This window comes from Kitasatospora sp. NPDC001540, assembly GCF_042894345.1.
Classification (GTDB): Bacteria; Actinomycetota; Actinomycetes; order Streptomycetales; family Streptomycetaceae; genus Kitasatospora; species Kitasatospora phosalacinea_C.
Map to the genome: position 1 here is coordinate 1 of NZ_JBIAVO010000002.1, position 24,587 is coordinate 24,587.

Here is a 24,587-nt window from a genome sequence, read left to right on the forward strand (position 1 = left end):
GGGGGGGGGGGGGGGGGGGGGGGGGGGGGGGGGGGGGGGGGGGGGGGGGGGGGGGGGGGGGGGGGGGGGGGGGGGGGGCGGCCCCCCCCCCCCCACGGGTGGGCGCCGCACCACGGCCCGATCAGCCGGAACTGTTCCAACGCCAGCGCGGGTTGCCGGGACAGCAGTGCGAAGTGCGCCGGCAGGTGTCGCAGCAACGGCACCTGCTCGTCGGCGGCGGGGGCCCCGTCCGCCGCCGCCGCGACCCGGGGCAGCAGTTCCCGGTACCGGCGGCCGCCGGGCAGCCCGTCCGGGCCGTGCCGCAGTTCCAGTTCGGTGAGCGCCCGCAGGTACAGCCCGGGCAGCGGCGACCCGGCCGGGGCGCCGTGCACCGCGCGCACCGCGAAGCGCAGCATCAGGGCGTCCCCTCGGACCCTGCGGGGCCGGTAGCCGTGCAAGCTGGCCGGGATTGGACTTATGCCCCCTGGGTGGAGCCCCGAGGATGGCCGGAAGTCTTCGAGCGGGGGGAACTGATGAGGCGTCCGACAGCTGCTGTGGCCGTGGTCGGTCTACTGATGGCTCTGGCGGCCTGCCAGTCGGGGGCGGCGTCCGGCAAGCTCCGGGGCACCGACGCCGAGTTGGCCTGTGCGGCCGTGAACCGGCTGCCGGAACGGATGCCCGACACCGACGGCGGGCAGGCGTTCGACGTCGCGGTGGCCCGCCTCGCCGGCGCCGAGGAACTGGCCAGGGCGGCCGCCCTGGAGGACGCCACGTTCCAGCCGCTCGCCGACGCCCTGAGGGAGGCGCAGCAGCTGATCAACGTGACCTTCGACGCCCAGCGGGCCGAACCCGCCGTCAAGAAGGCCCGGACGTACTGCTGAGTGCCGGTTTCCGGGTCCTCGGACCCCGCGGGCCGGTGGTCGGGCCCGGACCGTCGCGGCGGCGCACAGGTCCGTCCCCGCCTCCTCCCAGGCGGTCAGCCACGCGTCGCGCTCGGCCGCGACCCGGGTCAGGAAGTCCAGCCGCGACCAGCGCTCGTCCCAGTCCGTGCCCGCCGCCGCCACGTGCGCCTCGGCGGCCCGCCAGCCGCCCGCCAGGCAGGAGTCCGCCAGCGCCTCCCACTCCTTGCGCCGCAGCAGCCGCATCGGCGGCCCGCCCCGCCGCGGGTCCAACTCCGCCGAGGGCACCAGCCCGTACGCCACCGGGTCGAACCCGGCCACCTCCACCTCCGCCGCCCCGGACCCCGGCCGGCGGCCCGGGGGCCGCCGCCGGGTCAGCAGCGCGATCGACGCGGCCAGGCCGAACACCAGAACGGGGGTCATGCCGAGAATGATCTCCCACTCCCGCCCCGGCCCCGAGGGGCGAGGGGCAGCCTCGAGCGGGACGATCGCCCCGTCGCCCCGGCCCGGCGGGAGGCGTCAACTCCCTTCCGTCTCGACCCACTCGGGACCGCCGTCCGCGTCGAAGCCGGCGACGGTGGCGGGCGGGGTGGAGCCGCCGAGGGCGCGGTGCCCGAGCAGGACGGGGGCGCCGGTCTCCAGCGCCCGGGCGACGTCGAGCAGCATCGCCGTGACGGACGGCCACCACGGCACGTCCAGCTGCCAGGTCTCGTGGTCCCAGAGCCGCACCGAGCCGTGGTCCTCGCCGGGGCGCAGGTCCACGAACAGGGTGTCCCCGCCCGGGCCGTGGGCGATCGGCAGGAACTCCGGCAGGTAGCGGGGCTCGGGCCGCCCCTCCGCGTCGAAGCTCTCGCCCTCGGCCACCTGGAGTTGGAACTCCAGGTACGCCAGCGCCTCCGGCCACGCGAGCGGGGAGAAGTCCCCGGGCAGCCAGTAGCCCACGGGCACGTCGGGCAGCAGCCACCAGGCCCGCAGGTCGGCCGGCAGCGGCCGCCTCGGCGGCGCCCCGTGGGCGTCCAGCGCGGCGGGGTCGGCGGCGGGCCGCAGTGCCCCGCCGGGGCGGGCGCCGTCTGCCAGCCGGGCCCGGACCCGGGACCAGACGGGCGGGAGTTCGCGTACGGAGTCGTTCACGGCGGGCCAGTCTGCCCCACCCTGCCGGGGCCCGTCCCGCCGGGGCCGGGACCAGGGGCGAGGGCGGGTCGGTCAGGACGGGTCGTGGCAGAGGCAGAACGGGTGCCCGGCCGGGTCGAACAGGACGCGGACGTGCTCCTGGGGCTGGTGCTCGGCGAGCACCGCGCCCAGGGCCACCGCCTCGGCCACCGCGGCGTCCAGGTCGGCGACCTGGAAGTCGAGGTGCATCATCGGGCGCTGCCGGCCCTCCTGCGGCGGCCACACCGGCGGCCGGTAGCCGTCGGCCTGCTGGAACACCAGGAACGGCCCCTGCGGGGAGGCCGCGACCACTGCGGTGCCGGGCTCCTCGTGGCCGAGGTGCCAGTCGAGCAGCGCCACGTAGAAACGGGCCAGCGCGCCGGGGTCGGGCGCTTCGACGGTGGTGCCCCACCACATGCCGGGCTTGCGTGCGTCCATCCGGTCAGGATGCACCCCGGCACCGACGCGGCGCCCGGACGGACCGCGGATCCGGGCGGTTCAGACCCCGTGACTGTCACCGGAGCTGAGGACGGAGGTGGAGACGGTGCCGAAACCGAACGCGTCGCCCTCGGAGCGGGCCACGGTCTCCCGGGCCGTCCGGCGGCCCAACAGGCCGGACAGGGCGGCGAACTGCGGTGCCAGCAGGCGCAGCGCCCGGCGCCCGTGCAGGGCGGTCAGCAGACCGGCCTCCGCCGGGTCGGTCGCCTGTGCCGCCTCCGCCCCGGGCAGCGGGTGGCGGCGGCGCAGGGTGCGCAGCAGCCGGTGCCCGGCCAGGGTCCGGGCCGGGGTGCACGGGACGGCGAGGGCGAGTGCCGCCAGCGGCAGACCGGTGGCGAGGTCGCCCCGCACCGCGAGGACCACCGCCGTCCCGCCGGAGGCCAGGGCGAGCAGCGTCGACGCGGCCAGCCGGGCCCGCCCGCAGCGCAGGCCGCGCCCGGCCAGGTCGGCCAGCAGCTCCGCCCGGGCCCGCCGCACGGCCGGGGTGACGGCGGCGTCGGTCAGCGACAGTTCGCGGCCGAGCGCCGCCCACAGCGCCCGGTGCAGCGGGGTCGCGCCGCGCCCCGGCGTGCTGTGCACCAGCCGCCGTAGCCGCCCGGAGCGTCCGACCTCGACCGTCCCCGCCCGGTGCAGCTCCACGGCGACCACCGCCAGCGCCGCCCGCGCTCCGCCCCGCACCGCCGCGACCCCGGCCGCCGACAGGCCCTCCGCCCGCCCCCGGACGGGCAGCCGGCGCAGCAGCCCCGCCCCCAGCAGCCCGACCACCGCGCACACCACGCCGACCGTTCCCATGACGCCCCCCGTCAGCGGGCCCGCCCCGGCGGCGCGGCCCGCACTGTTCACGGTAGGGGGTGTACCCACGGGAGGCGTCCGCCGCCCCTCGTGCCGTGGCTGGACTCGCGGCTGCTCGCGGTGCTGGCCGATCCGGGCGCCGCGTACGGCGAGCGTGGCGAGGCCCTGCGCGCCCTGGCCGAGCGCCCCGCTGTTCCGGTGGAACTCCTCTCGCTGGTACCGGACTTGACGGCTGACGGGCGCGACGGATTCGGCGTGCGGGCGCTGCCCGGCGTGCATCGGGCGGTGCGGCGGCTCGGCCCGCTCGCGGTCGGACCGGCCCGGGAGTGGGCCGCCGACGACCGCCACTGGTTGCAGTGGCTGGGCGTGCAGGTGCTCGCCGAACACGGCGCCGAGGACGTTCCGCGACTGGTGGCCGAGTTGGCGAGCCAGTGGGAGGAGCGCGCCTGGTGCGGGCCGAAGACCGTCTCCGACGGGCTGGCCCGGCTCGGCCCGGCCGCCGCGGAGGGCGGACCGTTGCTGGCCCGCTTCTGGCGGTGCACCCCGCACAGCTACGAACGCCCTTCCTACCTGCGGACGTTGCACGCGATCGACCCGGAGCGGACGGCCCCGATGCTGCGCGAGTCGCTCTGGGACTGCGAGTCGGACGCCCGCCTGTACGCGGTGCGGCACGTCCCGCTGGACGCTCAACTGTCGGCGAGGATAGCCGAGTTGCGCGACAGCCTGGTGGAGCGGGACGAGCTGCGGGAGGCTGCGGCCGAGCGGCTGCGCTGAGGAACACCGGGGAACGCCGAGGGCAGCCGCGGCTGGTGGCCGCGGCTGCTCCGGGTGGGGGGTCGGTGGGTCAGAACTGGGTGCTGACGGTGACGTCGGAGAAGTCGGTGACCGCGTACAGGCTCAGGTAGCGGTACCCGGCGGTGGGGGTGGTGACGGTGATGCTCTGGGTGGTGCCCGGGTTGGTGGAGGAGGCGGTGAAGGCGCCGGGGGAGGCCCAGGTGGTGTCGTTGTAGTACAGGTACGCGGTGCCGGTGCCGCCGCTCGTGGTGACCTTCAGGGTCGTCGTCCCGGCGGGCAGGTAGACGTACAGGTAGTCGGTGTTGCCCGCGGTGCGGGCGCGGCCGGTGCGTCGGCAGTTCTGGCCCATCGCGTCGGTGCGCTGGTCGGTGCAGATCGGCAGGGCGGGGCTATTGCCGTCGACGGTGGTGGTGACCGAGGCCGGGGTGGCGGTGGTGCGGCCGGTGGCGTCGGTGACGGTCAGCGCGACGGTGTAGGTGCCCGCCTTGGCGTAGGTGTGCGAGGGGTTGCGCTCGTCGGAGGAGGAGCCGTCGCCGAAGGTCCAGTGCCAACCGGTGATCTGCGCCGGGGAGTTGGTGACCACGGAGCGGTCGGTGAGGGTGACGGTGGCGCCGTTCACGGACTGGTCGAACAGCGCGGTCGGGCCGGTGGCGAAGCAGGCGCCGTTCGCGCACCGGGTCAGCCAGGCGTCGAAGTCGGCGTCGTAGGAGGTGCCGAGGCCGTTGTAGACCGCGTACCCGCCCTGGTAGTCGCCGGTGCGGAAGTGGCCGAGCACGGCGGACACGTCCGCCGGGTGCTTCTCGACCATGTAGCGGACGGCCAGGTAGCCCCACGGGTAGACCCGGGTGGAGTCCGAGTTGCCGTAGGTGTTCTGGAAGATCGTCGACAGCTTGTAGGTGTGCTTGGCCGCCTCGGCCATCGCCTGGGTGTCGGTGACGCCGCGGTAGGCGTACGACTGGTACTCGGCGACGCCCTCGATCCACCAGATGTCCGGGACGGAGGTCTCGGCGGCGAAGTTGCCCTTCATGTCGTAGACGTTGTCGAGGTAGTGGGTGTACTCGTGGTTGAGGTTCCACACGTTGCCCGGGAAGTCGTCGTTCCACGACTTCTGGTACATCACGCACACCGGCTGGTTGTTCGGGTCGGTGACGTCCATGACGGTCTGGCCGCCGTTGTCGGTGGAGTTGCCGTAGATCGCCCACGAGTAGGTCTGGTAGTCGGCGGCACTGGCGAACACCGGCATGACGACCGTCTTCCCGTACTGGTTCGGCACCGGGCCGTTGTCCTTGACCAGTGCGTGGAAGAAGGCGTCCTCGCCGCGCAGGCTGTCGCACACCGGCTGCAGCTGGGCCACCGTCAGGGCCTGCGCGCGCAGCGTCCGGTTGTCGCAGACCAGGACGTTGGGCAGCACGGCGTCGGCGAGTTTGGTCGGCAGGTCGCAGGTGCCGTAGTACGAGCACTGGCCGTGGTCGTAGCTGTTGGCGTTGTACGCCACGTGCACGTACAGCGGGCCGGTCGGGCCGAGGATCCGGGTGGTGTCCAGGATCTGCTTGACCAGCGGCTTGGCGGCGTTCTCCGCGGCGGTGGACGTCCCGGCCGTCCGGGCGAGGTCGTTGCCCGCGTTGACGTCCAGGAAGGCGTTCGAAGTGCCCAGCAGGTCGCGGTGGTCGAGGGCGAAGGTGCCGAGCGAGGTGACCAGCGAGGTGTCGGCGCCGATCGCGTTGACGAAGTCGGGGTTCCAGTTGCCGCGCCACAGCGGGGCGAACAGCACCGCGTTGACGGCGTTGACCATCTTCGGCGTCGCGTTGTAGCCGTTGTCGTAGCCGTCCAGCACCTGCCGGTAGACGTTCAGGTACTCGGCCTGGACGTTGGCGCTGTCGGTCAGGATCAGCACGTCGTACAGCACGGTGCCGTTGGCGTCGGTGACGTCCTTCCAGCGGGGGCCCGCGAAGAAGGCGTCCAGTCCGGCCCGGGTGGCGCCGGTCAGGGTGGCGCCGTAGCCGCCGACCTGGGACGGGTAGTAGGACTGCACGTAGTAGCCGGCCCGCAGGAACTGCACCAGTTGCAGGATGCCGGAGTTGTCGGTGCCGTCGTAGGTGGCCGACAGGTCCTTGAAGGCGCCCGCGACGGTGAGCATGTTGGCCTGCTTGAAGATCGCGCCCGCGTCGGTGCCGGTCACGTTGTACAGCGTGCCCACGCAGGCGGTCGTCGAGGACCTGACGAAGCTCACCAGGTCGGCGCCGGAGCGGCTGCCGAAGTCGGCGTAGGTGCAGCTCTGCGCGGCAGCGGCAGCGGCGGTGGTGGTGGCGGCAGCAGCGGTGGCGGGGGCGGTGGCGCCCGGGGCCCCGCCCGCCTTCCGCTGCGCCGGACGTGGGGCGGTCTGGACGGCGGTGCCCTTCGGCTGCCCCATCTGGAGCTGGCCGAGCAGGGCGGGCGGCAGCGGCGCGGCCACCGGGGTCGGGCTCTCGGGGGCGGCGTCGACGATCGGGCCGAGCGGCTTGGGGACGGCCCCGCCGGGGGCGTGGGCGTCCACGGCGGAGGCCGGGGCCGGGGCGGGGGCCGCCGCCGCGGCGGCCTTCGCGGACGGTCCGCCGGGGGCGGCCGCGGCCGGGGTCACCGGCAGCAGGGTGGCCGCGACGGTGCAGCCGGCCAGCAGGCCGGCCGCCAGGGTGGGGAGGGGTATGCGCAGACGCACTGCTTCTCCTGGGGGAGGGAGCTCACCGAGCACATCGGAGGGGGAGGGTGACGCGCTGAGCATCCTGGCACCGGAGGCAGCGTCAGAACAATGTCACAGGTCATATGACATTTCATGAACGCGGCATAACACGGCCGGGAAGGCCTTGGTGCAGCCCCCCAGGGGGCGGGCCCCGGGGCGGAGCGCTCAGGTGCGCGGCGGGCGGAAGGTGCGACCGGCCCAGCTGTGCAGGTGGGGGGCCTCGGCGGCGAGCTCCCGGTACGCGGCCGCGGCCGCTCCGAACAGGGTGTCGGCCAGACCCGGGCCGATCCTGGCGCGCCGCCACAGCAGCACGTACCGCAGCCACAGCGGCGCCCCCAGCAGCGGCTTGACCGCGACGCCCGGCACCGGCGCGGTGCTGCCCGGCACCAGGGCCGCGCCCAGGCCCGCGGCCACCAGGTCGAGCACCTCCCGCCGCCCGCCCGGCAGTTCGCGCACCCCGGCGGGGGCGAAGGAGGCCGCCTCGCAGGCCGCCCGCAGCAGCGCGGGCCAGGCCGCGCCGTCGGCGGCGGGCAGCAGCCAGTGCTCGCCCGCCAGGTCGGCCAGCGCCGGTTCGGCGTGGTGGCGCAGCGGGTGGCCGGTGGGCAGGGCGACGAACACCGGCTCGGTGGCGACGGCCCGCGCCGCCAGGGCGGGCGTGGCGCGCAGGCCCGAGCCGGGGCGGTCCAGCAGCAGGGCGAGGTCGAAGGAGGGCTCGGCCTCCCGGTCGCGGGCCAGGGCGAAGCGCAGCTCCGGCCTGAGCTGCCTGGTCCGGGCCAGGGTGCCGGGCAGCAGGGCGGGGCAGTCGGTGCTCAGGTGCAGTTCGCGGTGCGGGCGCCCGTCGTCCGGGGCGGCCGCCCGGCCCAGCCGGTCGACCCGGGAGAGCACCTCGCGGGCGGCGGCCAGCACCTCCGCGCCGAAGGTGGTGGGCACCACCCCGGCCGCCGTGCGGTCGAACACCGCCGCGCCCAAGTAGTGTTCGATGCGCCGCAGTTGGGTACTGGTGGCGGGCTGGGAGGCGCCGATCGCCGCCGCCGCCCGGCCCACGCTGCCGCTGTCGGCGATCGCGCAGAGCACCCGCAGATGCCGCAGTTCCAGATCCACGGGCGGGCCTCCTCGGGTGCGGGCGGCCCCGCCTCGGCGGTGGCATCGAAGAATATGCAATGTCACACGCAACATGTCAGATGGTTTCGCTACCTTCGCCCCCCGGCAGTGCCGCGTCAAGCCCCCCGGCAGGGAGGACTCCCCGGACCGCCGGGCGACCGGGTGTCGCACCGCCTCCTCCGCCGGAGCGTCCGGCGGTCGCGGCGCACCGACCCCCGATCCTGCGAGCACCGAGGCCGGCCCCGGCGCCCGGTGGGCCCCTTCGGCCCGGGCCGCGGCCACCGCGGCGGCCCGCATCCCGGCGCGCGGTGGCCGGGGGTGCGAACACGCCCGGCACGTCCGAGGGTTCTCTCTCGTCGCCACCTCTCCCGCGCCGGGCGCCGGGCGCCGTGCGGGGGCTCAGGCGGTGCCGGGCGGCGGGCAGGTGCAGAGCGGGGCGAAGGCGCGGGTGGCGGCGGCGGTGAGGTCGGCGGCGATGGTGGGGGGCGGGTCGCCGGCCAGGACGCGGCGGCGCAGTTCGCGCAGGGTGGCGCGGTGCAGGCCGGTGAGGGCGCCGGCCAGCAGGGAGGCGTCGGGGGTGCGGGGGGCGAGGGCGGCGGCGAGGGCGGCTTCGGCGCGTTCGCCGATCTCGCGTTCGCGGGCGCGCAGGGCGGGGCTGGCCTCGACGATGCGGAAGAAGGCGTCGGCGCCGGGGGCGAGGCCGAGCGCCGGGTCGGCGCGGCGCAGCGCGGCGCACAGGTCGTCGCGGACGGCGGCGGCGGGGCAGCAGGCGCCGGGCGGGAGCGGGTCGACCAGGGCGGCGAGGTGGCGTTCGACCTCGTCCTGCCGGTCGAAGAACAGGTCCTCCTTGGTCGGGAAGTAGTTGAACACCGTGTTGGTGGAGACGCCCGCGTGCCGGGCGACCTCGGCGACGGTGACCCGGTCGAAGCCGTGCGCCAGGAAGAGCGGCAGTGCGGTGTCCGCGATGGCGGTGCGGGTCCGCTGCTTCTTGGTCTCGCGAAGGCCCATGCGCCCATTGTACGGAATGGTAGGGTCACTTAAAAATTGGTGTCACGCCAAGTCTTGCCCGGCGAGTGATCCGATGAGTGGCGAGGAGAGCGAAATGGCCCGACAGCGGCAGGGGTTCACGTTCGGGATCTACCCGGGCGGGCTGCTCGGCGACGAGCACGGCCTGCTCCACCCCGTCCGGCCCGACGACCCGGTCCGGATCGCCGAGGCGCTCGACCTGCTGCAGGGCGACGAGCCCGGCTTCCGGGTGCGGATCTACCGTTCCTTCGCCGCCACCGCCCCCGCGCTGCCCCAGACCCCCGAGGGCTGGGAGGCGTACCTGGGGCGGGCCGGGCGGAAGGTCGACCTCGTCCTGCAGTTCCGCGAGCCGACCGGCAGCCTGGCGGGCTGGGCGGCGTACGTGCGGACGCAGGTGCGCGAACTCGGCGGACGGCTCGGCTCGGTGCAGGTGTGCGAGGAGCCGAACGCCGACCTGCCGGTGCTGGACGGCAGCGTCCCGGGCGTGCTGGAGGCGCTGGTGGAAGGGGTGGTCGCGGCCGCGGACGAGGTGCGCGCGCTCGGACTGGACGCCACGGTCGGCTTCAACGCCGTGCCCTCCTTCGACCCCGACGCGCCCTTCTGGCCCGCGCTGGGGAAGCTCGCCGACCGGCCCTTCCTGGACGCGCTCGACTACGTCGGCCTGGACTTCTTCCCGGACGTCTTCCACCCCGTTCCCGCCGAGCGCCTCGCCGAGGCCGCCGCCTGGGTGCTGCACGCCTTCCGGCACACCGACCTGCCGAAGGCGGGCATCCCGGCCGACGTCCCGATCCGGATCTGCGAGAACGGCTGGCCGACCGGCCCCGACCGACCCGAGGACGCCCAGGCGCGGGTGCTGGAGACAGTGCTCCGCACCGTCGCCGACCGGGCCGGGGAACTCGGCATCGACGGCTACACGCTGTTCGCGCTGCGCGACGCGGACAGCTCCGGCGGCAGCCTGTTCCACCGCTTCGGCCTGCTGCGCGACGACCACACACCCAAGCCCGCCTTCGACGCCTACCGCCGCCTGATCGCCGAACTCGGGCCGAAGCTCAGGGAGTCGTAGGGGCGGCGGGAGCGGGGCGGGGAGGCGGCGGTGGGTGTCGGCCGGTTCGTGTACCGTGCCGCCCACCCGTTCGCCCGTCGCCCGAGAGGCCCGCATGACCCCCGGAATCATCCGCACGGCCGCCCGTGTGCTGCGGCGCCGCCCCGCCCTGCTCGGTTTCCCCGCCCTCGGGCTGCTGGCCGTCGCCGTGGTGCCCGCGGTCGCCTGGCTCCCGCTGCTCCGGGGGGTCTGGCACCGGGTCGAGGACGGCGGCGCCCCGAGCCCGGCCCAGTGGGGAGCGGTCGCGCTGGTGCTGTGGACCGCCTCCGCGCTCAGCGGGCTCTGCACCGCCGCCCTGCTGCACTCCGTCCACGAACTCCTCGACGGTCGGCGCCCGCCGCTGCGCGCCTCGCTGGCGGCGACCGGGCGGCGCCTGCCGACGCTGCTGTCCTGGGGCCTGCTCTCGCTGCTCCTCGGCTCGGTGCTGCGGACCGGGGAATCGCTCGCCGGGCTCGCCACCCTCTTCGACCTGCTGGGCTTCTCCTGGTCGTTGCTGACCTTCTTCGTCCTGCCCGTCATCGTGGTCGAGGGGGCGGGCCTGCCGGCCAGCCTGCGCCGGTCGCTCGCGCTCGGCCGCCACGTGCTGGGCCGCTGGGTCGTCGGCGGCCTGAGGCTCTTCCTCGTCACCGCGCTGGTCGCGCTCGGGACGCTCGCCGCGCTGATCCTCGCGGTGGAGTCGGACAGCACCTCCGTCCTCTTCGCGAGCCTCGCCGCGGTCGCGGCCGTCCTGCTGCTGGTGGCCGTGGTCAGGTCCGCCGCGTCCGGCATCTACCGGATGTCGCTCTACCGCGAGGCCGTCGCCTCAGCGACTCTCGCGGAGGCCGCCCGCGTGGCCGCCCCCGCCGCCGGGCGGAGCGGCCGGTGAGCGGTCGCCGGGGCGCCGCTTGACGCAGGTCACCCAGCGGTTGGCGGCCAGGGCGTCGTGGGGTTCGGGGCGGAGCGTGCCGGGGGAGTGCTCGAAGGGGGTGCGGACGGTGGCGGTCCAGCCGAGGGCGGTCAGGGCGGCGGCGGTGTCGGGGCGGGGGCCGGGGGCGAACAGGGCGAGCAGGTCGATGCCGAGCCGACGGCGGGCCGCCGCGTAGACGGGGGCGGCCCGGACGGCCGGGGACTCGGGGGCGGCCTTGACCTCGTACGCGAGGGTGGAGCCGGGGGCGCCGAGCCCGTCCAGGGCGGTGGCGACGGCGAGTTCGGCGGCGGCCGGCAGGTACAGGAACAGGCCCTCGGCCAGCCAGGCCACCGGCCGGGACGGGTCCAGTCCGGCGGCGGTCAGCGCGGTCGTCCAGTCCTCGCGCAGGTCGGCCGGGACGGTGCGGCGGCGGGCGAGCGGGGCGGCGTCCAGCCCGTCCAAGACGCGCTGCTTGAAGTCGAGCACCTCGGGACGGTCCAGCTCCCACACGGTGGTGCCGGGCGGCCAGGGCAGCCGGTGCGCCCGGCTGTCCAGGCCCGCGCCCAGCAGCACCACCTGCCGGGTGCCGGAGCCGGTCGCGGCGAGCAGGTGTTCGTCCAGCACCTTCGTCCGCAGCGCGAAGTACCGGGCCAGCCGCCCCCACAGCGGGTCGTCGGGGTCGACCCGGGCGGGGTCGTCCGGCCAGTCGGCGCAGCCCGGCGAGGCGCGGACGAAGTGCTCGGCGAACGGGTCGACGGCCAGGGCCCCGCTCCGCCGGGCCTCCAGGGCCCGGGCGTTGGCGACCAGCAGGGCGGTCCGGCCGACGCCGCCCGCCACCCCGGCGTCGGGGTGGGGAGCGGCCTCCGGCGCGGTCACCGCCGTCCCGCCGGGGTCGCGGCGGCGTCGAACCCGGGGGAGGCGAAGGGGAGTTGCTCCAGGTCGGTGATCCGGGCGCCGTACACCCGGGCCATGAAGCGCAGGATGTCGGCGTCCGCCAGGTGCAGCGCGGTGGTGCAGTCGCGCAGCACGGTCAGGTGGAAGCCGCGCTGGAAGGCGGTGCGGGCGGTGGAGTCCACGCAGACGTCGGTGAACAGGCCCGCCAGGACGAGGTGCCCGATGCCGCGACGGCGCAGGTGGGGCTCGAAGTCCGGGTCCTGGAAGGCGTCGAAGCAGGCGCGCTTGGTGAACACCGCCTCGTCCGGCCGCGGCCGGACGCCGTGGAACTCGGCGCCCCAGCTGCCCTCCAGGCACTTGGGGCGCTTGCCGAGCAGGGCGTCCCGCCGCCGCCAGGCCGGGCCCTGGTGGGCCCGGTCGCCCAGGAAGCGGACGAACAGCACCTCCGTCCCCGCCGCCCGGGCCGACTCCACCGCGCGGACGCTGTGGGCGGCGGCCCGGGCGAGCAGGGCCGGGTCGCCGGGGAAGCGCGCGGTGGCGACCTCGCCCGCGCAGAAGTCGTTCTGCAGGTCGACCACGACCAGCGCGCTCCGTCCTTCGGTCGAGTCCGGGCCCACCGGGCCCACCGGGCCCACCGGGCCCACCGGGCCCACCGGGCCCACCGGGCTCATCGGGCCCCCGCCCGGGCGGTCGGGTCCTGGGCGGGGACGGGGACGGGGCCGGGGACGGGCCCGCCGGTGAGGGCGTCGAGCACGGCGTCCGTCACCTCGGTGGTGCCGGCCGTCCCGCCGAGGTCGGGGGTGCGGGCCCCGCGGGCCAGGGCGGCGGCGATCGCGGCCTCCACGGCGGCCTCCGCACCGGGGCAGTCGGCGTGCCGCTCGGCGATCCGGGCGGCGGCCCGGATGGTGGCGACCGGGTTGACCAGGTCGCGTCCGGCCAGGTCGTCGGCCGAGCCGTGCACGGTCTGGTACTCGGTGAGCCCGGCCAGCGCCGGGTGCAGGTGGACGTTCTCGGTGCAGCGGTTCTCCTGCCGCTCGGAGCCGTAGCGGTCGAGCAGGACGACGTGCATGATGTCGGCCCACTCGTTCCCGGCGACCAGCAGCGTGCGGTCCTCGGGGCCGTGCGCGATCAGGTTGCGGTTCACCGTGTCGGGCTGGAACAGGGCGACGTCCAGGCCGAGTTCGGCGGACAGCTGCTCCGTCCAGTCGTCCAGCGCGCCGTCCAGCAGGTGGTACTTGTAGGCCAGCAGCACCCGGGCCGGGCCCTCGGGCCAGGACTGCCGGGCGCGCTCCACCGCGTAGCGCACCACCTGCTCGGTGACGGCGCGGCTGAACTCCATGGTGCGCACCACCCTGCCGGGGGAGTGCCGGTTCTCGCCGGTGTAGAAGCCCTGCGCCTGGTCGCGGACCAGCAGCAGCCGCGCCGTCCCGGCGGTGAGCGGTTCGACCTTGACGGCGGCCAGCCGCTGCCGGACCAGGTACAGCGACTGGGCGTTGATCGCGGTGCGGAACACCGCCCGCACCCCCGCGGCCGCCTGCTCGCGGCAGAACCACTCGTAGTGCGCGGCGTCCTGCTCGGTGATCGCGGCGATCTCCGCGGTGCCCGCGGCCTCGGCGCGCAGCGACACGTACGAGTGGTAGACCCGCGGCGAGCGCTCCACCCGGACCCGGGTGCCGTGCAGCCGGGCGATCCGGTCGAGCACCCGCTCGAAGACGGGGGCGAGGTCCGGGCCGGTGCCCCGGCCGACGGCGAGGGCGATGGGCGGTGCGGTGGTCACTGCGGGACTCCTCGGGAGCGGCGGGGCGCGACGGGCCGTGCCGTGGCGCGGGGGCGCGGGGCGGGGGAGGGGCGGGCGGCGGGCGGGCCGATCAGGCGGACTGCGGAACCAGCCGGTCGCCGGGGATGCCGGACTTCTCCGGCGCGTAGTAGTCGCGGATGCCCTCGGCCCACACCTCGACGGCGATCCGGTCCTCGGCGTCCGGGCCGAAGGCGTCGAACAGCGCCTCGGTGTTCTCCTTCTCGAAGCCGATCGCGAGCATCAGGGCGACGAACCGGTCCCGCTCGATCAGGCCGTCGTGCTCGGGGTCGCCGAGCGCGGCGAGCGCGTCGGCGAAGCGGGCCGCGGTGGCGCCGAACAGCTCGGGGTCCAGGACGAAGCCGCGGAACTCCTCCGGGCTGATCACCCCGTCGCCGTTGGCGTCCAGCGTGGTGGACAGCACCCGCCAGTAGTGCTCCAGGCTGTCGGCGAGCGCCTGCCGGTCGGCGGCGGGCGAGTCCGCGGCGACGGCCAGCACCCGTTCGGTCATCAGGGCGAAGTCGTCGGCGTCGAGCACCCCGTTGCCGTTGGCGTCGAACAGGGTGAACACCAGCGCGGCCCGTCGGTGGGCGTCGTGTCCCATGAACAGCCGTCCTCTCGCTCGCGGCGGTCCGGCCGGAGGCGGCCGGACCCGTCCGTCCCCCACACTCTGGCGGCGGTCGGACCGCGGTGGCCGGGGAACTGACGGAGCGTCACCCCGGAGGGTGACGAACGCGACGCGGGTGATGTTGGTCACGCCGTGCGGGCGGCGGGGCGTCGACCGACGGCCCGTCACATCCGGGCCGGAGCAGCGCGGAAGCCGCCGCCGGGTGCCGCGGGTGTGGCCGCCGTCACGTCCGTCGACCCCTTCCGGGGCGAAGCGCCGCTGGTCAGCGGGGGGACCGGCCCCGGAGCGGGCGGAGGGCCGTGGCTAGCATGGGGGGCGCCTCGGCGCGGCCAACCCTCGGCACGGCCCCGCCGCCAGCTCGGCCCACCCTCAGCTCGGCCTACCCTCGAAAGTTGAATTGTGACTGTCAACGACGACGTGTTCACGGACTGGAAGACCCGCGAGGAGCTCGCGGAGACGATGATCCCGATCATCGGACGGCTCCACCGCGAGCGGGACGTCACCATCCTGCTGCACAGCCGTTCCCTGGTGAACAAGTCGGTGATCAGCATCCTGAAGACGCACCGCTTCGTCCGCCAGATCGCCGGCCAGGAGCTCTCGATCACCGAGACCTTCCCCTTCCTCCAGGCCCTCGCCACGCTCGACCTCGGCCCGTCCCAGATCGACCTCGGCCTGCTCGCCGAGGCCCACCGCGCCGACGACCGCGGCCTGTCCGTCGCCGAGTTCACCGCCGAGGCGGTGGCGGGCGCGACCGGCGCCAACAAGCTGGAGCGCCAGGCCCCGCGCGACGTGGTGCTGTACGGCTTCGGCCGGATCGGCCGCCTGCTCGCCCGCCTGCTGGTCGAGAAGGCCGGCGGCCTGCGGCTGCGCGCCATCGTGGTCCGCAACGGCGGCGGCGACGACCTGGTCAAGCGCGCCTCGCTGCTGCGCCGCGACTCCATCCACGGCCAGTTCCAGGGCACCATCACCGTGGACGAGGCGACCGACACCATCGTGGCCAACGGCAACGCGATCAAGGTCATCTACTCCAACGACCCCAGCGAGGTGGACTACACCGCCTACGGGATCGACAACGCCATCCTGATCGACAACACCGGCCGCTGGCGCGACCGCGAGGGCCTGTCCCAGCACCTGCGCCCCGGCATCGCCAAGGTCGTGCTGACCGCCCCCGGCAAGGGCGACGTCCCGAACGTCGTGCACGGCGTCAACCACGACACCGTCAAGCCGGACGAGCGGATCATCTCCTGCGCGTCCTGCACCACCAACGCGATCGTGCCGCCGCTGAAGGCGATGGACGACGAGTACGGCGTGCTGCGCGGCCACGTGGAGACCGTCCACTCGTTCACCAACGACCAGAACCTGCTGGACAACTACCACAAGGCCGACCGCCGCGGCCGCTCCGCGCCGCTCAACATGGTCATCACCGAGACCGGCGCCGCCTCGGCCGTCGCCAAGGCGCTGCCCGAGCTGAAGGCCAAGATCACCGGCAGCTCGATCCGCGTCCCCGTGCCGGACGTCTCGATCGCCATCCTCAACCTGCAGCTGGCCCGCGAGACCACCCGCGAGGACGTCCTGGAGCACCTGCGGGAGGTCTCGCTCACTTCCCCGCTGAAGCGGCAGATCGACTTCATCGACTCGCCCGACGCGGTCTCCAGCGACTTCATCGGCTCTCGCCACGCCTCGATCGTGGACGCGGGCGCGACCAAGGTCGAGGGCGACAACGCGATCCTCTACCTGTGGTACGACAACGAGTTCGGCTACTCCTGCCAGGTCGTCCGGGTCGTCCAGCACGTCTCCGGCGTCGAGTACCCGACCTTCCCGGCGGCCGAGACGCACTGACCGGCCCGCCCCTGCGCGGAGGACCCCGGACGGCCCGCCGTCCGGGGTCCTCCGCTTTCCGGCAACGGCCAGGCCCGCCGGACCGGTCAGGCCCGCTGCTCCGCGCGCCGCTTGGCGTAGGCGCGGGCCGCCCGGACGCGGTCGCCGCAGCGGGTCGAGCACCAGTGCCGGGCGGCGTGGGTGCGGACGTAGAACCGGCTGCACGGGGCGCCCCCGCAGCGGGCCAGCCGCTCGGCGTCCGGGCCGGTCAGCAGGTCGGCGGCGTCGGCGGCCAGCCGGGCCATCGCCCGGTCGGCGATCCGGTCGGCCGGGTGCGGCAGGCTGCGGTGCAGGCCCCGCTCGGCGTCCCAGCGCAGCAGCGCCACCGCCGGGGCCGCGGTCAGCGCCTCGTTCACCGCCGCCAGCGCCCCCGGCGGCGCGGGCCGCCCCGCCACCCGGGCGTCCAGCAACTCCCGCACCGCCCCCCGGAAGACCCGCAGCCGTACCGTGCACGGCCCCAGCACCCGCCCCGCCTCCGGCGCCAGCCCGTGCCCCACCAGCCACTCGGACGCCGCCTCCGGCGCCCCGATCAGGTCCAGCGGCCCGCTCGGCAGCGTCAGCAGCGAGTTGGCGAAGTCCAGTGCCGGGTACTGCTCGGCCCCCGGCGCGGGCGGCGGCACGACGGGCTCTGCGGCGGCGGGGGCGGTGGTGCGCTGACTCATGCCCCTCATGGTAAACGCTCGCGTTGCCCGTGAGGAGAGGCGTGCGGTCGCCCGTCGGACGGGGGTGGCGGGCTCCCGGGTCCTGGTGGATATGTCGACTGATCGATCCAGGTGGGGAGTTGAGGGGGCGTCGGGTGACTTCACGGAAAAGCTTGCGATTCGCCGTGAGGGGTCGCTAGATTCTTCTCACGGAGAAAGTTGATGTTCCCCGTGAGGGGATCGCCGATTCGCGAGGTGCGCCATGACCGCTGTCCCCACCGTCCAGGTCTTCGGAGGCCCCACCGCCCTGATCGAGTACGGCGGCCTGCGCCTGCTCACCGACCCGACCTTCGACGCCCCCGGCGACTACCCGCGCGGCGGCGGCCGGTTCCTCACCAAGACCCTCCCCGGCACCGTCGACCCCGCCGACCTCGGCCCGCTCGACGCCGTCCTGCTCTCGCACGACGAGCACCCCGACAACCTCGACCACAGCGGCCGCAAGCTGCTCGCCGACGTCCCGCTCACCCTCACCACCCGCGGCGGCGCCGAGCGCCTCGGCGGCACCGCACAGGGCCTCGCCCCGTGGCAGGAGGTCGAGTTGGGCGAGGTCACGATCACCGCCGTGCCCGCCCAGCACGGGCCCGACGGCTGCGAGCCGGTCACCGGCGAGGTGATCGGCTTCGTCCTCACCGGCCCCGGCCTGCCCGTCGTCTACGTCAGCGGCGACAACGCCTCGCTGGAGGTCGTCGAGCGGATCGCCGAGCGCTTCGGCCCCGTCGACACCGCCGTCCTGTTCGCGGGCGGCGCCCGCACCGGCATCTTCGACAACGCCCTGCTCACCCTCGACAGCGCCCGCGCCGCCGAAGCCGCCCGCATCCTCGGCGCCCGCCGCGTCGTCCCCGTCCACTTCGACAGCTGGGCCCACTTCACCGAGGGCCGCGAACCCCTGCTCGCCGCCTTCGCCGCGGCCGGACTCGCGGACGTCCTCGAACTGGCCTGAGCGCAGCACCGGAACGCCGTCCGCCGCCGTCCGCCGACGGCGCTCCGGCGCTCCCGGACCGCGGACCGCGCCCGTCGGGGGCGGGTGCCAGGATGGGCGCTCCGGACGGTGGCGGCGGGAGGAGGCGCGGTGGCGGGACGGAGCGTGCGGTGGGCCCGGGGCGTGATCGCGGCGGCCGGGCGGCGGCAGGGGGCGGCGCGGGCGCTGGTGGCGGACCACGCGACGGCCGTGGCGGAGGTCGCCGCCGCGCACCGGGAGGTGTTCGAGCGGCTGGTGCGGGCCGAGCTGGAGGCGATCCCGGTCGAGCGGCTGAAGGACGTCACCGAGGGCCGCCTGCAGATCGGCACGCTGCGCTCCGTCGGCTACACCACGGTCGCGGCCGTGCACGCCGCGACCCGGCAGGACCTGCTGCGGATCCCCGGCATCGGCGGCCCCACCGCCGCGCACCTGCTCGGTGCCGCCGGGCAGATCGCCGTCGCCGTGCGGGAGGGCGTCGCCGTCCGCCTCGACCCCGCGCACCCCGACGCCGGGACCACCGCGCTGGTCGCCGCCCTGCACCGGCTGGTGCTGGCCGGACCCGCCGCCCGCCGGGCCGCCGCCGAGGCCGCCGAACTCGACGCCCGGTACGGGACCCCGATGGCCGAGGCGAAGTACGCCCGGGGCAGGCTGCGCGGCCTGCTGGCCGGGGCGCAGAAGCGCGAACGGGCCTGGCGGGCCGTCGAGTTGCTGGCCGCGGAGGGGGAGCGGGCGGCGGCCGACGGGGTCGAGCTGCGGTTCGCCCAGACCACCGCGGACCTGCTGCGCCCGACCGCCGGGGAGGTGGAGGCCTGGGTCGAGTTCGAGCACCGGGCCGCCGAGTTCTACGCCGAGCTCACCCTGCTCGCCGAGGAGGGCCGACTCGCCGGACCGACCGCCACCGACGGCCGGGCCGCCACCGAGGGCCACCTGCCGGACGACCTCGCCGAGCAGGTCCGCGCCCAGCGCTTCGACGACCGCGGCTGCACCGTCTCGCTGCGCGGCTACCAGGCGTTCGGCGCCCGGTTCGCGCTGGCCCGGAAGAAGGTGGTGATCGGCGACGAGATGGGCCTCGGCAAGACCGTCCAGGCCCTCGCCGTGCTCGCCCACCTGGCGGCCGCGGCGGAGGGGACGGCGCGCTTCCTGGTGGTGTGCCCGGCCTCGGTGCTGGTCAACTGGCAGCGCGAGACCGCCGAACGCACCACCCTCGCCGCGCACCGCTACCACGGCCCCGACCGGGAGGCCGCCCGGGAGCGCTGGCTCGCCACCGGCGGCGTCCTGGTCGCCACCTACGAGTCGCTGCGCACCCTGGCCGACGACCCGGTGGCCGCCCTGGTCGTCGACGAGGCGCACTTCGTGAAGAACCCGGCCGCCCGGCGCACCCGGCTGGTCGCCGAACGGGCCGCCCGCACCGAGCACGTGCTGTTCCTCACCGGCACCCCGATGGAGAACCGGGTCGAGGAGTTCCGCACCCTGATCGGCCACCTCCAGCCCGAACTGCTCGCCGACCTCCCGGCCGGGCTCGGCGCCCTCGGCCCGCTCGCCTTCCGCCGCGCCGTCGCCCCCGCCTACCTGCGCCGCAACCAGCAGGACGTGCTCACCGAACTCCCGGACGTGGTGCGGGTCGACGAGTGGGACGAGTTCTCCGCGGCGGACCGCGCCGCGTACGCCGCAGCCGTCGCCGAGGGCAACTTCATGGCGATGCGCCGCGCCGCCTACGCCGATCCCGCGCACTCCGCGAAACTCCGCCGCCTGCGCGAACTCGTCGCCGAGGCCGCCGAGTCCGGGCACAAGGTGGTGGTCTTCTCGTACTTCCGGGAGGTGCTGGCCGCCGTGCACGGCGCCCTCGGCGCGGCCGTCACCGGCACCGTCGCCGGATCGCTGCCTGCCGAGCAACGACAGGAACTGGTCGACGCGTTCACCGCCGCCGAGGGCCACGCCGTGCTGCTCTGCCAGATCCAGGCCGGCGGGACCGGCCTCAACCTGCAGACCGCCAGTGTGGTCATCCTGTGCGAGCCGCAGGTCAAGCCGACCCTGGAGGACCAGGCGGTGGCCCGCGCCCAGCGGATGGGCCAGATCCGCCGGGTCCGGGTGCACCGGCTGCTCGCCACCGACAGCCTGGACCGCCGACTGGTCGAACTTCTGCGCGGCAAGGCCGAGTTGTTCGACCGCTACGCCCGCCGCAGCGACCTCGCCGAGGCCGCCCCCGAGGCCGTCGACATCTCCGACCGGGCGCTCGCGGTGCGGATCGTCGAGGACGAGCAGCTCCGCCTCGCCGCCCCCGTGAGCTGACGGCCCGCCGGATCCGCGCGGACCCGGCCACCGGTCAGGGCGCGGCCTCCAGGAGGGGCGCCGTGGCGAGGCCCTCGCGGCGGACCCGTTCGGCGCCCCAGAGGCCCAGGGGGGCGAGGGCCCGGTTCAGGGTGCGCCCGTGCTCGGTCAGGGAGTACTCGACCCGGGGCGGGACCTCGGCGTGCACCTCGCGGTGGACGAGGCCGTCCTGCTCCATCTCGCGCAGGTGCTGGGTCAGCATCTTCTCGCTCACCCCGGGCAGGGCGCGCCGCAGCTCGGCGAAGCGGCGGACGCGGTGGGCCTCCAGCTCCCAGAGGATCAGGCCCTTCCACTTGCCGCTCACCACGTCGAGCGCGGCGTCGATGCCGCAGATGTACGGACCGTTCCGCGGTGCCCTGGCCATCGTCAACTCCCCTGACAGAAAGGTAAGTACCCCAGAAAATAGTGCGTACTTCCGACGCGGGCGGCACCCGCCGAGGATGGCGGGGTGAACGAACCACAGCATCCCACCAGTACCCCCGCCGCCGTCACCGTCATCGGGCTCGGCCCGATGGGACAGGCGATGACCCGCACCCTGCTCGCCGCCGGACACGCCGTCACCGTCTGGAACCGCACCCCGGCCCGGGCCGAGGGCGTCGTCGCCGCCGGGGCGGTGCTCGCCGCCACGCCCGCCGAGGCGCTCGGGGCGGGCGGACTCGTCCTCCTCAGCCTCACCGACCACCGCGCCATGTACGACGTCCTGGGCGGCGCCACCGGATCGCTGGCCGGCCGCACCCTGGCCAACCTCGGCTCCGACACCCCCGACCGCTCGCGCGAGGCCGCCCGCTGGGCGGCCCGGCACGGCGCGGACTTCCTCACCGGCGGCGTCATGGTGCCCGCGCCGATGGTCGGCACCCCGGGCGCCCACGTCTACTACAGCGGCGACCCGGAGGTGATGGACCGGCACCGGGCCGTCCTGGCGGAGATCGGCGAACCCAGGTACCTGGGCGCCGACCCGGGCCTGGCCCAACTGATGTACCAGGCCCAGCTGGCGGTCTTCCTCAGCACCCTGTCCGCGCTGATGCACGCCACCGCGATGCTCGGCACCGCCGGGGTGAAGGCCACCGAGGCGCTGCCCGACCTGCTCGCCTCCGCCGACCAGGTCGGCGCGATCCTGCGGGCCGGCGAGAGCCGCCCCGGTGCCGGGATCGACGCCGGTGAGCACCCCGGCCACCTCAGCACGGTCACCATGATGGGCGCCACCGCCGACCACATCGTCGAGACCAGCACCGCCCTCGGCCTCGACCTCGCCCTCCCGCTCGCCGTGCAGGCCCACTACCGGCACGCGATCGACCACGGGCACGGCGGCGACAACTGGACCCGGATCATCGACGCCGTACGGAGCCTGCGGGCACACTGACGCCCGCCGCCGGAACGGCCCGGGAGAGGGGGAGGGCGTCCCGCCGCCCTAGCGGGGGCGCCCGGCCCGGGAGAGGACGCGTGGGCCGGGGGGCGGCGGGACGTGGAGTGACGAACCCCGCGACCGAGCCTGCCCGGCCCCGCTCACGTTCCGCTAACGCCCCGCTGACGTGCCCGAACGCCCGGGGTCCGGACTCGACTTGACGGCCGGTCGAACGGCGGGGGAGGGTACGCCGGGCGGCCCGCGAGGGCGGCCCGGCACAGCCGGCAGGGGAGCGGACGGGGGGAGCGATGCGCACGCTCGCCGAAGTGCGGGACGAACCGATGGCGGCCGACGGCCTGGTGCTGCGCCGCCCGCGCCCCGACGACGCCGCCCTCGTGCACCGCGGCACCCACGACCCGCTGGTGCGCGAGTTCCTGCAGGCCGTCGTCCCGCACCGGGACACCGCCGCCGCCGAGAAGTGGCTCACCGACATCCCCCCGATGCTGTGGGAGACCGGCCGCGCCGCCTACTTCACCGTCGAGGCGGCGGCCGCCGCCGAACCCGTCGGCTGGGCCGAACTCGTCAACCTCGACCCGGAGCAGCAGAGCGCCGAGGTCGCCGTCTGGCTGCTGCCCGAGCACCGCCGCCTGCGCACCGCCAAGGCCGCGCTGCGCCTGGTGTGCCGCTTCGGCTTCGAACGGATCGGCCTGCGCCGGATCGACGCCTACGCCGCCGCCGACAACATGCCCAGCCAACTCACCGGAGCCGCGATCGGCTTCCGCCGGGCCGGCTACCGCCCGGCGCTGTTCCGCAGCTCCCGCACCCACCGGCTGCACGACGCCGTGCACGCCACCCTCGTACCGGAAGACCTCTGCTGACCCACGGGGCTCCCGACCTCCCGCACCGAACCAGGAGTGACACCATGTCAGGAAGCGTACGGCTGGAAGACGGCGGCCGCGGCGAACTGCTGATCACCGCCGACGGCACCTTCCGGGCCCGCCGCGCCGACCGCGAGCGGACCGGCCGGATCGACCCCGCGCTGCTCCGCCGCGTCCTCGCCGGAGCCGCCCGGCTCCCCGCCCCCGCACCCGTCGACGCCCCCGCCACCGGGCGGCGGCTCACCGTCCAGGGGCAGCCCGGGCAGCCCGACCGGCAGTGGGCCGACGGCACCGCCGCGCCCGTCCCCGCCGAGGCGGCCGTGCTCGACGCGCTGCTGGCCCAGGCCCTCGGCGAGGCCGCCGCCCCCGCCGCGCTGCCCGCCGCCCTGGCCCGCACCGAACCCGCCGCCGGCACCGCCCGCAGCGCCGCCGCGGTCGGCACCGTGGCCGGGCGGGCCGCGTACGCCCTGGTCGAGGCGGACGGCGCGTTCGGCCTCACCGCGCTGGACGACGCCGCCCCGCTCGGCGGCTCCGACGCCGACGCCGGGCTCGCCCCGACCGCCGTCGCGCTCGGCGAGGCGGGCGGCCGCTCGCTGTTCGCGGTCGGCAGCACCGACGGCTCGGTCCAGGTCTGGGACGCCGCCACCGGCGCCGTCGCGCACGGCACCACCGGCGGCGAGGGCGCCCAGTCCGTCGCCGCCCTGGTCTGCCGGGACATCCCGGTGGCGTTCTCGGCCGGGCAGGCCGGCGACCTGCGGGCCGTCCGGGCCGACGACGGCCGGGTGCTGGGCACCCTGCCCACCGGCGGCCACGGCGCCACCGCGCTGCGCGCCGTGCACTGCGCCGGGGTCGACCTGCTGGCCGCCGCCGCCCCCGACGGCACCGTCCGGGTCTGGGACGCCGGGAGCGGCGACCTGCTGCACCTGCTGGTCGGCCACCGCGGCGAGGTGGCCGCGCTGGCCGTGCTCACCGTCGACAACCAGGCGGTGCTGGCCTCCGCCGGACAGGACCGCCGGATCCGGCTCTGGGACCTCGCCACCGGCCAGTCGGTCGCCGAACTCGACGGCCACACCGGCACCGTGACCGGCCTCGCCTTCACCACCCTCGCCGACCGCCCCGTCCTCGCCTCCTGCGCGCTGGACGGCACCGTCCGCACCTGGGACGTGTACGACGGCCGCCCGCTGCACGGCTGGCCCGCCGGGGAGTGGCTGACCGCCCTCGCCGCCGTCGGGGACGCCCTCTACACCGGCGACGAGACCGGCCGGATCACCGTCTGGGACGCCGCCACCGGCGCCCCCGCACCCAGGGCGGTGCCCGCCGGACGCCCCGGCAGCCCGCTCGCCGCACTGACCGCCGGGACCCTGCACGGCCGCCCGGTGCTCGCCGCAGGGTTCGGCGACGGCGCGGTCCAGGTCTGGGACGCCGCCACCGGAGGCCAGCTCCTCGACCTGCCGGGCGAGGGCGGCCCCGTCCACAGCCTCGACCTCACCGCCGACCTGCTGCTCTGCGGCACCGCGGCCGGTGCCGTCCGCAGCCACCGCCTCACCGACGGCACCGCGCACCCGCTGCCCGTCCCGCACGCCGGGCCGGTCGCCGGGATCGCCTTCACCCCCGGCGAGCAGCCGCTGCTGGCCTCCGCCGGACGCGACGGCGTGATCGCCGTCCGGGACGCCGCCACCGGCGCCGACAACCGCCGCTTCGCCACCGGGTGCGGCCCGTTCACCGCGCTGGCCGCGACCGCGGCGGGCGGCCAGCCGATCCTGGCCACTGCGGGCGAGGACCTGGTGGTGCGCCTGTGGCACGCCACCAGCGGCGCGGCCGGGCCGGTCTGCACCGGGCTGCCGCAGGCCGCCGAGGTGCTGTCCTTCGCGGTGCTCGGCGGCCGCCCCGCGGTGATCGCGGGCGCGGGCGACGGCACCGTCCTGGTCTGGGACGTCCAGGACGGCAGCCGCACCGCCGAGTTGACCGGCGGCGGCACGGCCGTCCGGGCCGTGGCGGGCCGGGAGTTCGACGGCGAGGCGCTGCTGGCGGCGGGCGACGCCGCAGGCACCCTGCGGCTGTGGCACCTGGCCAGTGCGTCCCTGCTCAACGAGGCCGCGCTGGACGGCACTCCGCTGGCGATCGACCTCGACGAGACGGGCCTGCGGATCGTCACCCCGGGCGGAGCGGTCAAAATCTGACACGGAACATGCCCGGAACATTCACGACCTACCCGGAGTGGGCACATCCGGTCTTTACTTCC

The 24,587-nt window shown here is 75.9% G+C and carries 22 protein-coding genes; 10 read left to right on the forward strand and 12 right to left on the reverse strand.

Annotated features, from left to right (window positions below):
* Nucleotides 1-554: 554 nt before the first annotated feature.
* Nucleotides 555-860 (forward strand): hypothetical protein, encoded by a 306-nt coding sequence (locus tag ACFY00_RS03045; RefSeq protein WP_388026599.1) that lies wholly within the window; start codon nt 555-557, stop codon nt 858-860.
* A 537-nt stretch (nt 861-1,397) separates the two neighbouring features.
* Here the strand turns inward: ACFY00_RS03045 and ACFY00_RS03050 are convergent.
* The 3 genes from ACFY00_RS03050 to ACFY00_RS03060 all read right to left on the reverse strand — a co-directional run bounded on the left by ACFY00_RS03050 (nt 1,398) and on the right by ACFY00_RS03060 (nt 3,368).
* Nucleotides 1,398-2,009, reverse strand: a complete 612-nt coding sequence (locus tag ACFY00_RS03050; RefSeq protein ID WP_388026601.1) for an SMI1/KNR4 family protein — start codon at nt 2,007-2,009, stop codon at nt 1,398-1,400.
* Between the two features lie 72 nt (nt 2,010-2,081).
* Nucleotides 2,082-2,465, reverse strand: a complete 384-nt coding sequence (locus tag ACFY00_RS03055) for a VOC family protein (protein ID WP_388026602.1) — start codon at nt 2,463-2,465, stop codon at nt 2,082-2,084.
* 60 nt (nt 2,466-2,525) lie between these two features.
* Nucleotides 2,526-3,368, reverse strand: coding sequence for a hypothetical protein (locus ACFY00_RS03060; protein WP_388026604.1), 843 nt, complete (start codon nt 3,366-3,368; stop codon nt 2,526-2,528).
* A gap of 39 nt (nt 3,369-3,407) precedes the next feature.
* Here ACFY00_RS03060 and ACFY00_RS03065 point away from each other — a divergent pair, with 39 nt between their 5' ends.
* Nucleotides 3,408-4,091: a hypothetical protein gene (locus ACFY00_RS03065; RefSeq protein ID WP_388026605.1), complete on the forward strand. Its 684-nt coding sequence runs from the start codon at nt 3,408-3,410 to the stop codon at nt 4,089-4,091.
* Nucleotides 4,092-4,161: 70 nt separating this feature from the next.
* Here ACFY00_RS03065 and ACFY00_RS03070 read toward each other — a convergent pair whose 3' ends face one another.
* From ACFY00_RS03070 to ACFY00_RS03080, 3 genes are all read right to left on the reverse strand, one after another.
* Nucleotides 4,162-6,807, reverse strand: a complete 2,646-nt coding sequence (locus tag ACFY00_RS03070; RefSeq protein ID WP_388026607.1) for a collagenase — start codon at nt 6,805-6,807, stop codon at nt 4,162-4,164.
* Nucleotides 6,808-6,993: 186 nt separating this feature from the next.
* Nucleotides 6,994-7,929 carry a LysR family transcriptional regulator gene (locus tag ACFY00_RS03075; protein ID WP_388026609.1) on the reverse strand — a complete coding sequence of 312 codons (936 nt, stop codon included), beginning with the start codon at nt 7,927-7,929 and terminating at the stop codon, nt 6,994-6,996.
* Between the two features lie 399 nt (nt 7,930-8,328).
* Nucleotides 8,329-8,937 (reverse strand): TetR/AcrR family transcriptional regulator, encoded by a 609-nt coding sequence (locus ACFY00_RS03080; RefSeq protein WP_388026610.1) that lies wholly within the window; start codon nt 8,935-8,937, stop codon nt 8,329-8,331.
* Nucleotides 8,938-9,031: 94 nt separating this feature from the next.
* Between ACFY00_RS03080 and ACFY00_RS03085 the strand changes: the two genes are divergently transcribed.
* Together ACFY00_RS03085 and ACFY00_RS03090 are read left to right on the forward strand one after the other, a co-directional pair.
* Entirely contained in the window at nt 9,032-10,018 is a 987-nt protein-coding gene (locus tag ACFY00_RS03085; protein WP_388026612.1) for a hypothetical protein, read from the forward strand.
* Nucleotides 10,019-10,112: 94 nt separating this feature from the next.
* Entirely contained in the window at nt 10,113-10,922 is an 810-nt protein-coding gene (locus tag ACFY00_RS03090) for a DUF6159 family protein (protein WP_388026613.1), read from the forward strand.
* On the opposite strand, the gene ACFY00_RS03095 is transcribed toward ACFY00_RS03090, so the two are convergent.
* The 4 genes from ACFY00_RS03095 to ACFY00_RS03110 all read right to left on the reverse strand — a co-directional run bounded on the left by ACFY00_RS03095 (nt 10,860) and on the right by ACFY00_RS03110 (nt 14,236).
* Nucleotides 10,860-11,819, reverse strand: a complete 960-nt coding sequence (locus ACFY00_RS03095; RefSeq protein ID WP_388026614.1) for an SAM-dependent methyltransferase — start codon at nt 11,817-11,819, stop codon at nt 10,860-10,862. The two genes, ACFY00_RS03090 and ACFY00_RS03095, sit on opposite strands and share 63 nt — an antisense overlap.
* On the reverse strand, nt 11,816-12,454 hold the full coding sequence (locus ACFY00_RS03100; RefSeq protein WP_388026616.1) for a cysteine hydrolase family protein: 639 nt from the start codon (nt 12,452-12,454) through the stop codon (nt 11,816-11,818). The genes ACFY00_RS03095 and ACFY00_RS03100 overlap by 4 nt, the downstream gene beginning before the upstream one ends.
* Before the next feature lie 50 nt (nt 12,455-12,504).
* Nucleotides 12,505-13,614 (reverse strand): isocitrate/isopropylmalate family dehydrogenase, encoded by a 1,110-nt coding sequence (locus tag ACFY00_RS03105; protein ID WP_388026617.1) that lies wholly within the window; start codon nt 13,612-13,614, stop codon nt 12,505-12,507.
* Between the two features lie 91 nt (nt 13,615-13,705).
* Entirely contained in the window at nt 13,706-14,236 is a 531-nt protein-coding gene (locus ACFY00_RS03110; RefSeq protein ID WP_388026618.1) for an EF-hand domain-containing protein, read from the reverse strand.
* Nucleotides 14,237-14,659: 423 nt separating this feature from the next.
* On the opposite strand from ACFY00_RS03110, the gene ACFY00_RS03115 reads away from it, so the two are divergent.
* The gene (locus ACFY00_RS03115) at nt 14,660-16,099 is read left to right on the forward strand and encodes a glyceraldehyde-3-phosphate dehydrogenase (protein WP_388026619.1); all 1,440 of its coding nucleotides are present in this window, start codon (nt 14,660-14,662) and stop codon (nt 16,097-16,099) included.
* 86 nt (nt 16,100-16,185) lie between these two features.
* Here the strand turns inward: ACFY00_RS03115 and ACFY00_RS03120 are convergent, their stop codons facing one another.
* Entirely contained in the window at nt 16,186-16,800 is a 615-nt protein-coding gene (locus ACFY00_RS03120; protein WP_388026621.1) for a CGNR zinc finger domain-containing protein, read from the reverse strand.
* A gap of 241 nt (nt 16,801-17,041) precedes the next feature.
* Between ACFY00_RS03120 and ACFY00_RS03125 the strand changes: the two genes are divergently transcribed.
* Nucleotides 17,042-17,779, forward strand: a complete 738-nt coding sequence (locus tag ACFY00_RS03125) for an MBL fold metallo-hydrolase (RefSeq protein WP_388026623.1) — start codon at nt 17,042-17,044, stop codon at nt 17,777-17,779.
* 129 nt (nt 17,780-17,908) lie between these two features.
* Nucleotides 17,909-20,086 carry a DEAD/DEAH box helicase gene (locus ACFY00_RS03130; RefSeq protein ID WP_388026625.1) on the forward strand — a complete coding sequence of 726 codons (2,178 nt, stop codon included), beginning with the start codon at nt 17,909-17,911 and terminating at the stop codon, nt 20,084-20,086.
* Between the two features lie 34 nt (nt 20,087-20,120).
* Here the strand turns inward: ACFY00_RS03130 and ACFY00_RS03135 are convergent, their stop codons facing one another.
* Nucleotides 20,121-20,489, reverse strand: a complete 369-nt coding sequence (locus ACFY00_RS03135) for a winged helix-turn-helix transcriptional regulator (protein ID WP_388026627.1) — start codon at nt 20,487-20,489, stop codon at nt 20,121-20,123.
* An 84-nt stretch (nt 20,490-20,573) separates the two neighbouring features.
* Here ACFY00_RS03135 and ACFY00_RS03140 point away from each other — a divergent pair, with 84 nt between their 5' ends.
* The 3 genes from ACFY00_RS03140 (at nt 20,574) to ACFY00_RS03150 (ending at nt 24,525) form a co-directional block, all read left to right on the forward strand.
* Complete coding sequence (locus tag ACFY00_RS03140; protein ID WP_388026629.1) at nt 20,574-21,485, forward strand: NAD(P)-dependent oxidoreductase; 912 nt, start codon at nt 20,574-20,576, stop codon at nt 21,483-21,485.
* 290 nt (nt 21,486-21,775) lie between these two features.
* Nucleotides 21,776-22,345 (forward strand): GNAT family N-acetyltransferase, encoded by a 570-nt coding sequence (locus ACFY00_RS03145; protein WP_388026630.1) that lies wholly within the window; start codon nt 21,776-21,778, stop codon nt 22,343-22,345.
* 44 nt (nt 22,346-22,389) lie between these two features.
* On the forward strand, nt 22,390-24,525 hold the full coding sequence (locus ACFY00_RS03150) for a WD40 repeat domain-containing protein (RefSeq protein ID WP_388026632.1): 2,136 nt from the start codon (nt 22,390-22,392) through the stop codon (nt 24,523-24,525).
* Nucleotides 24,526-24,587 lie beyond the last annotated feature (62 nt).

Bases quoted from the DNA above. Each gene is read 5' to 3' on its own strand.
- ACFY00_RS03045 (WP_388026599.1), top strand. From the start codon at position 555: ATGGCTCTGGCGGCCTGCCAGTCGGGGGCGGCGTCCGGCAAGCTCCGG.
- ACFY00_RS03120 (WP_388026621.1), bottom strand. From the start codon at position 16,800: ATGAGTCAGCGCACCACCGCCCCCGCCGCCGCAGAGCCCGTCGTGCCG.
- ACFY00_RS03125 (WP_388026623.1), top strand. From the start codon at position 17,042: ATGACCGCTGTCCCCACCGTCCAGGTCTTCGGAGGCCCCACCGCCCTG.
- ACFY00_RS03145 (WP_388026630.1), top strand. From the start codon at position 21,776: ATGCGCACGCTCGCCGAAGTGCGGGACGAACCGATGGCGGCCGACGGC.
- ACFY00_RS03110 (WP_388026618.1), bottom strand. From the start codon at position 14,236: ATGGGACACGACGCCCACCGACGGGCCGCGCTGGTGTTCACCCTGTTC.
- ACFY00_RS03150 (WP_388026632.1), top strand. From the start codon at position 22,390: ATGTCAGGAAGCGTACGGCTGGAAGACGGCGGCCGCGGCGAACTGCTG.
- ACFY00_RS03085 (WP_388026612.1), top strand. From the start codon at position 9,032: ATGGCCCGACAGCGGCAGGGGTTCACGTTCGGGATCTACCCGGGCGGG.
- ACFY00_RS03080 (WP_388026610.1), bottom strand. From the start codon at position 8,937: ATGGGCCTTCGCGAGACCAAGAAGCAGCGGACCCGCACCGCCATCGCG.
- ACFY00_RS03055 (WP_388026602.1), bottom strand. From the start codon at position 2,465: ATGGACGCACGCAAGCCCGGCATGTGGTGGGGCACCACCGTCGAAGCG.
- ACFY00_RS03135 (WP_388026627.1), bottom strand. From the start codon at position 20,489: ATGGCCAGGGCACCGCGGAACGGTCCGTACATCTGCGGCATCGACGCC.
- ACFY00_RS03090 (WP_388026613.1), top strand. From the start codon at position 10,113: ATGACCCCCGGAATCATCCGCACGGCCGCCCGTGTGCTGCGGCGCCGC.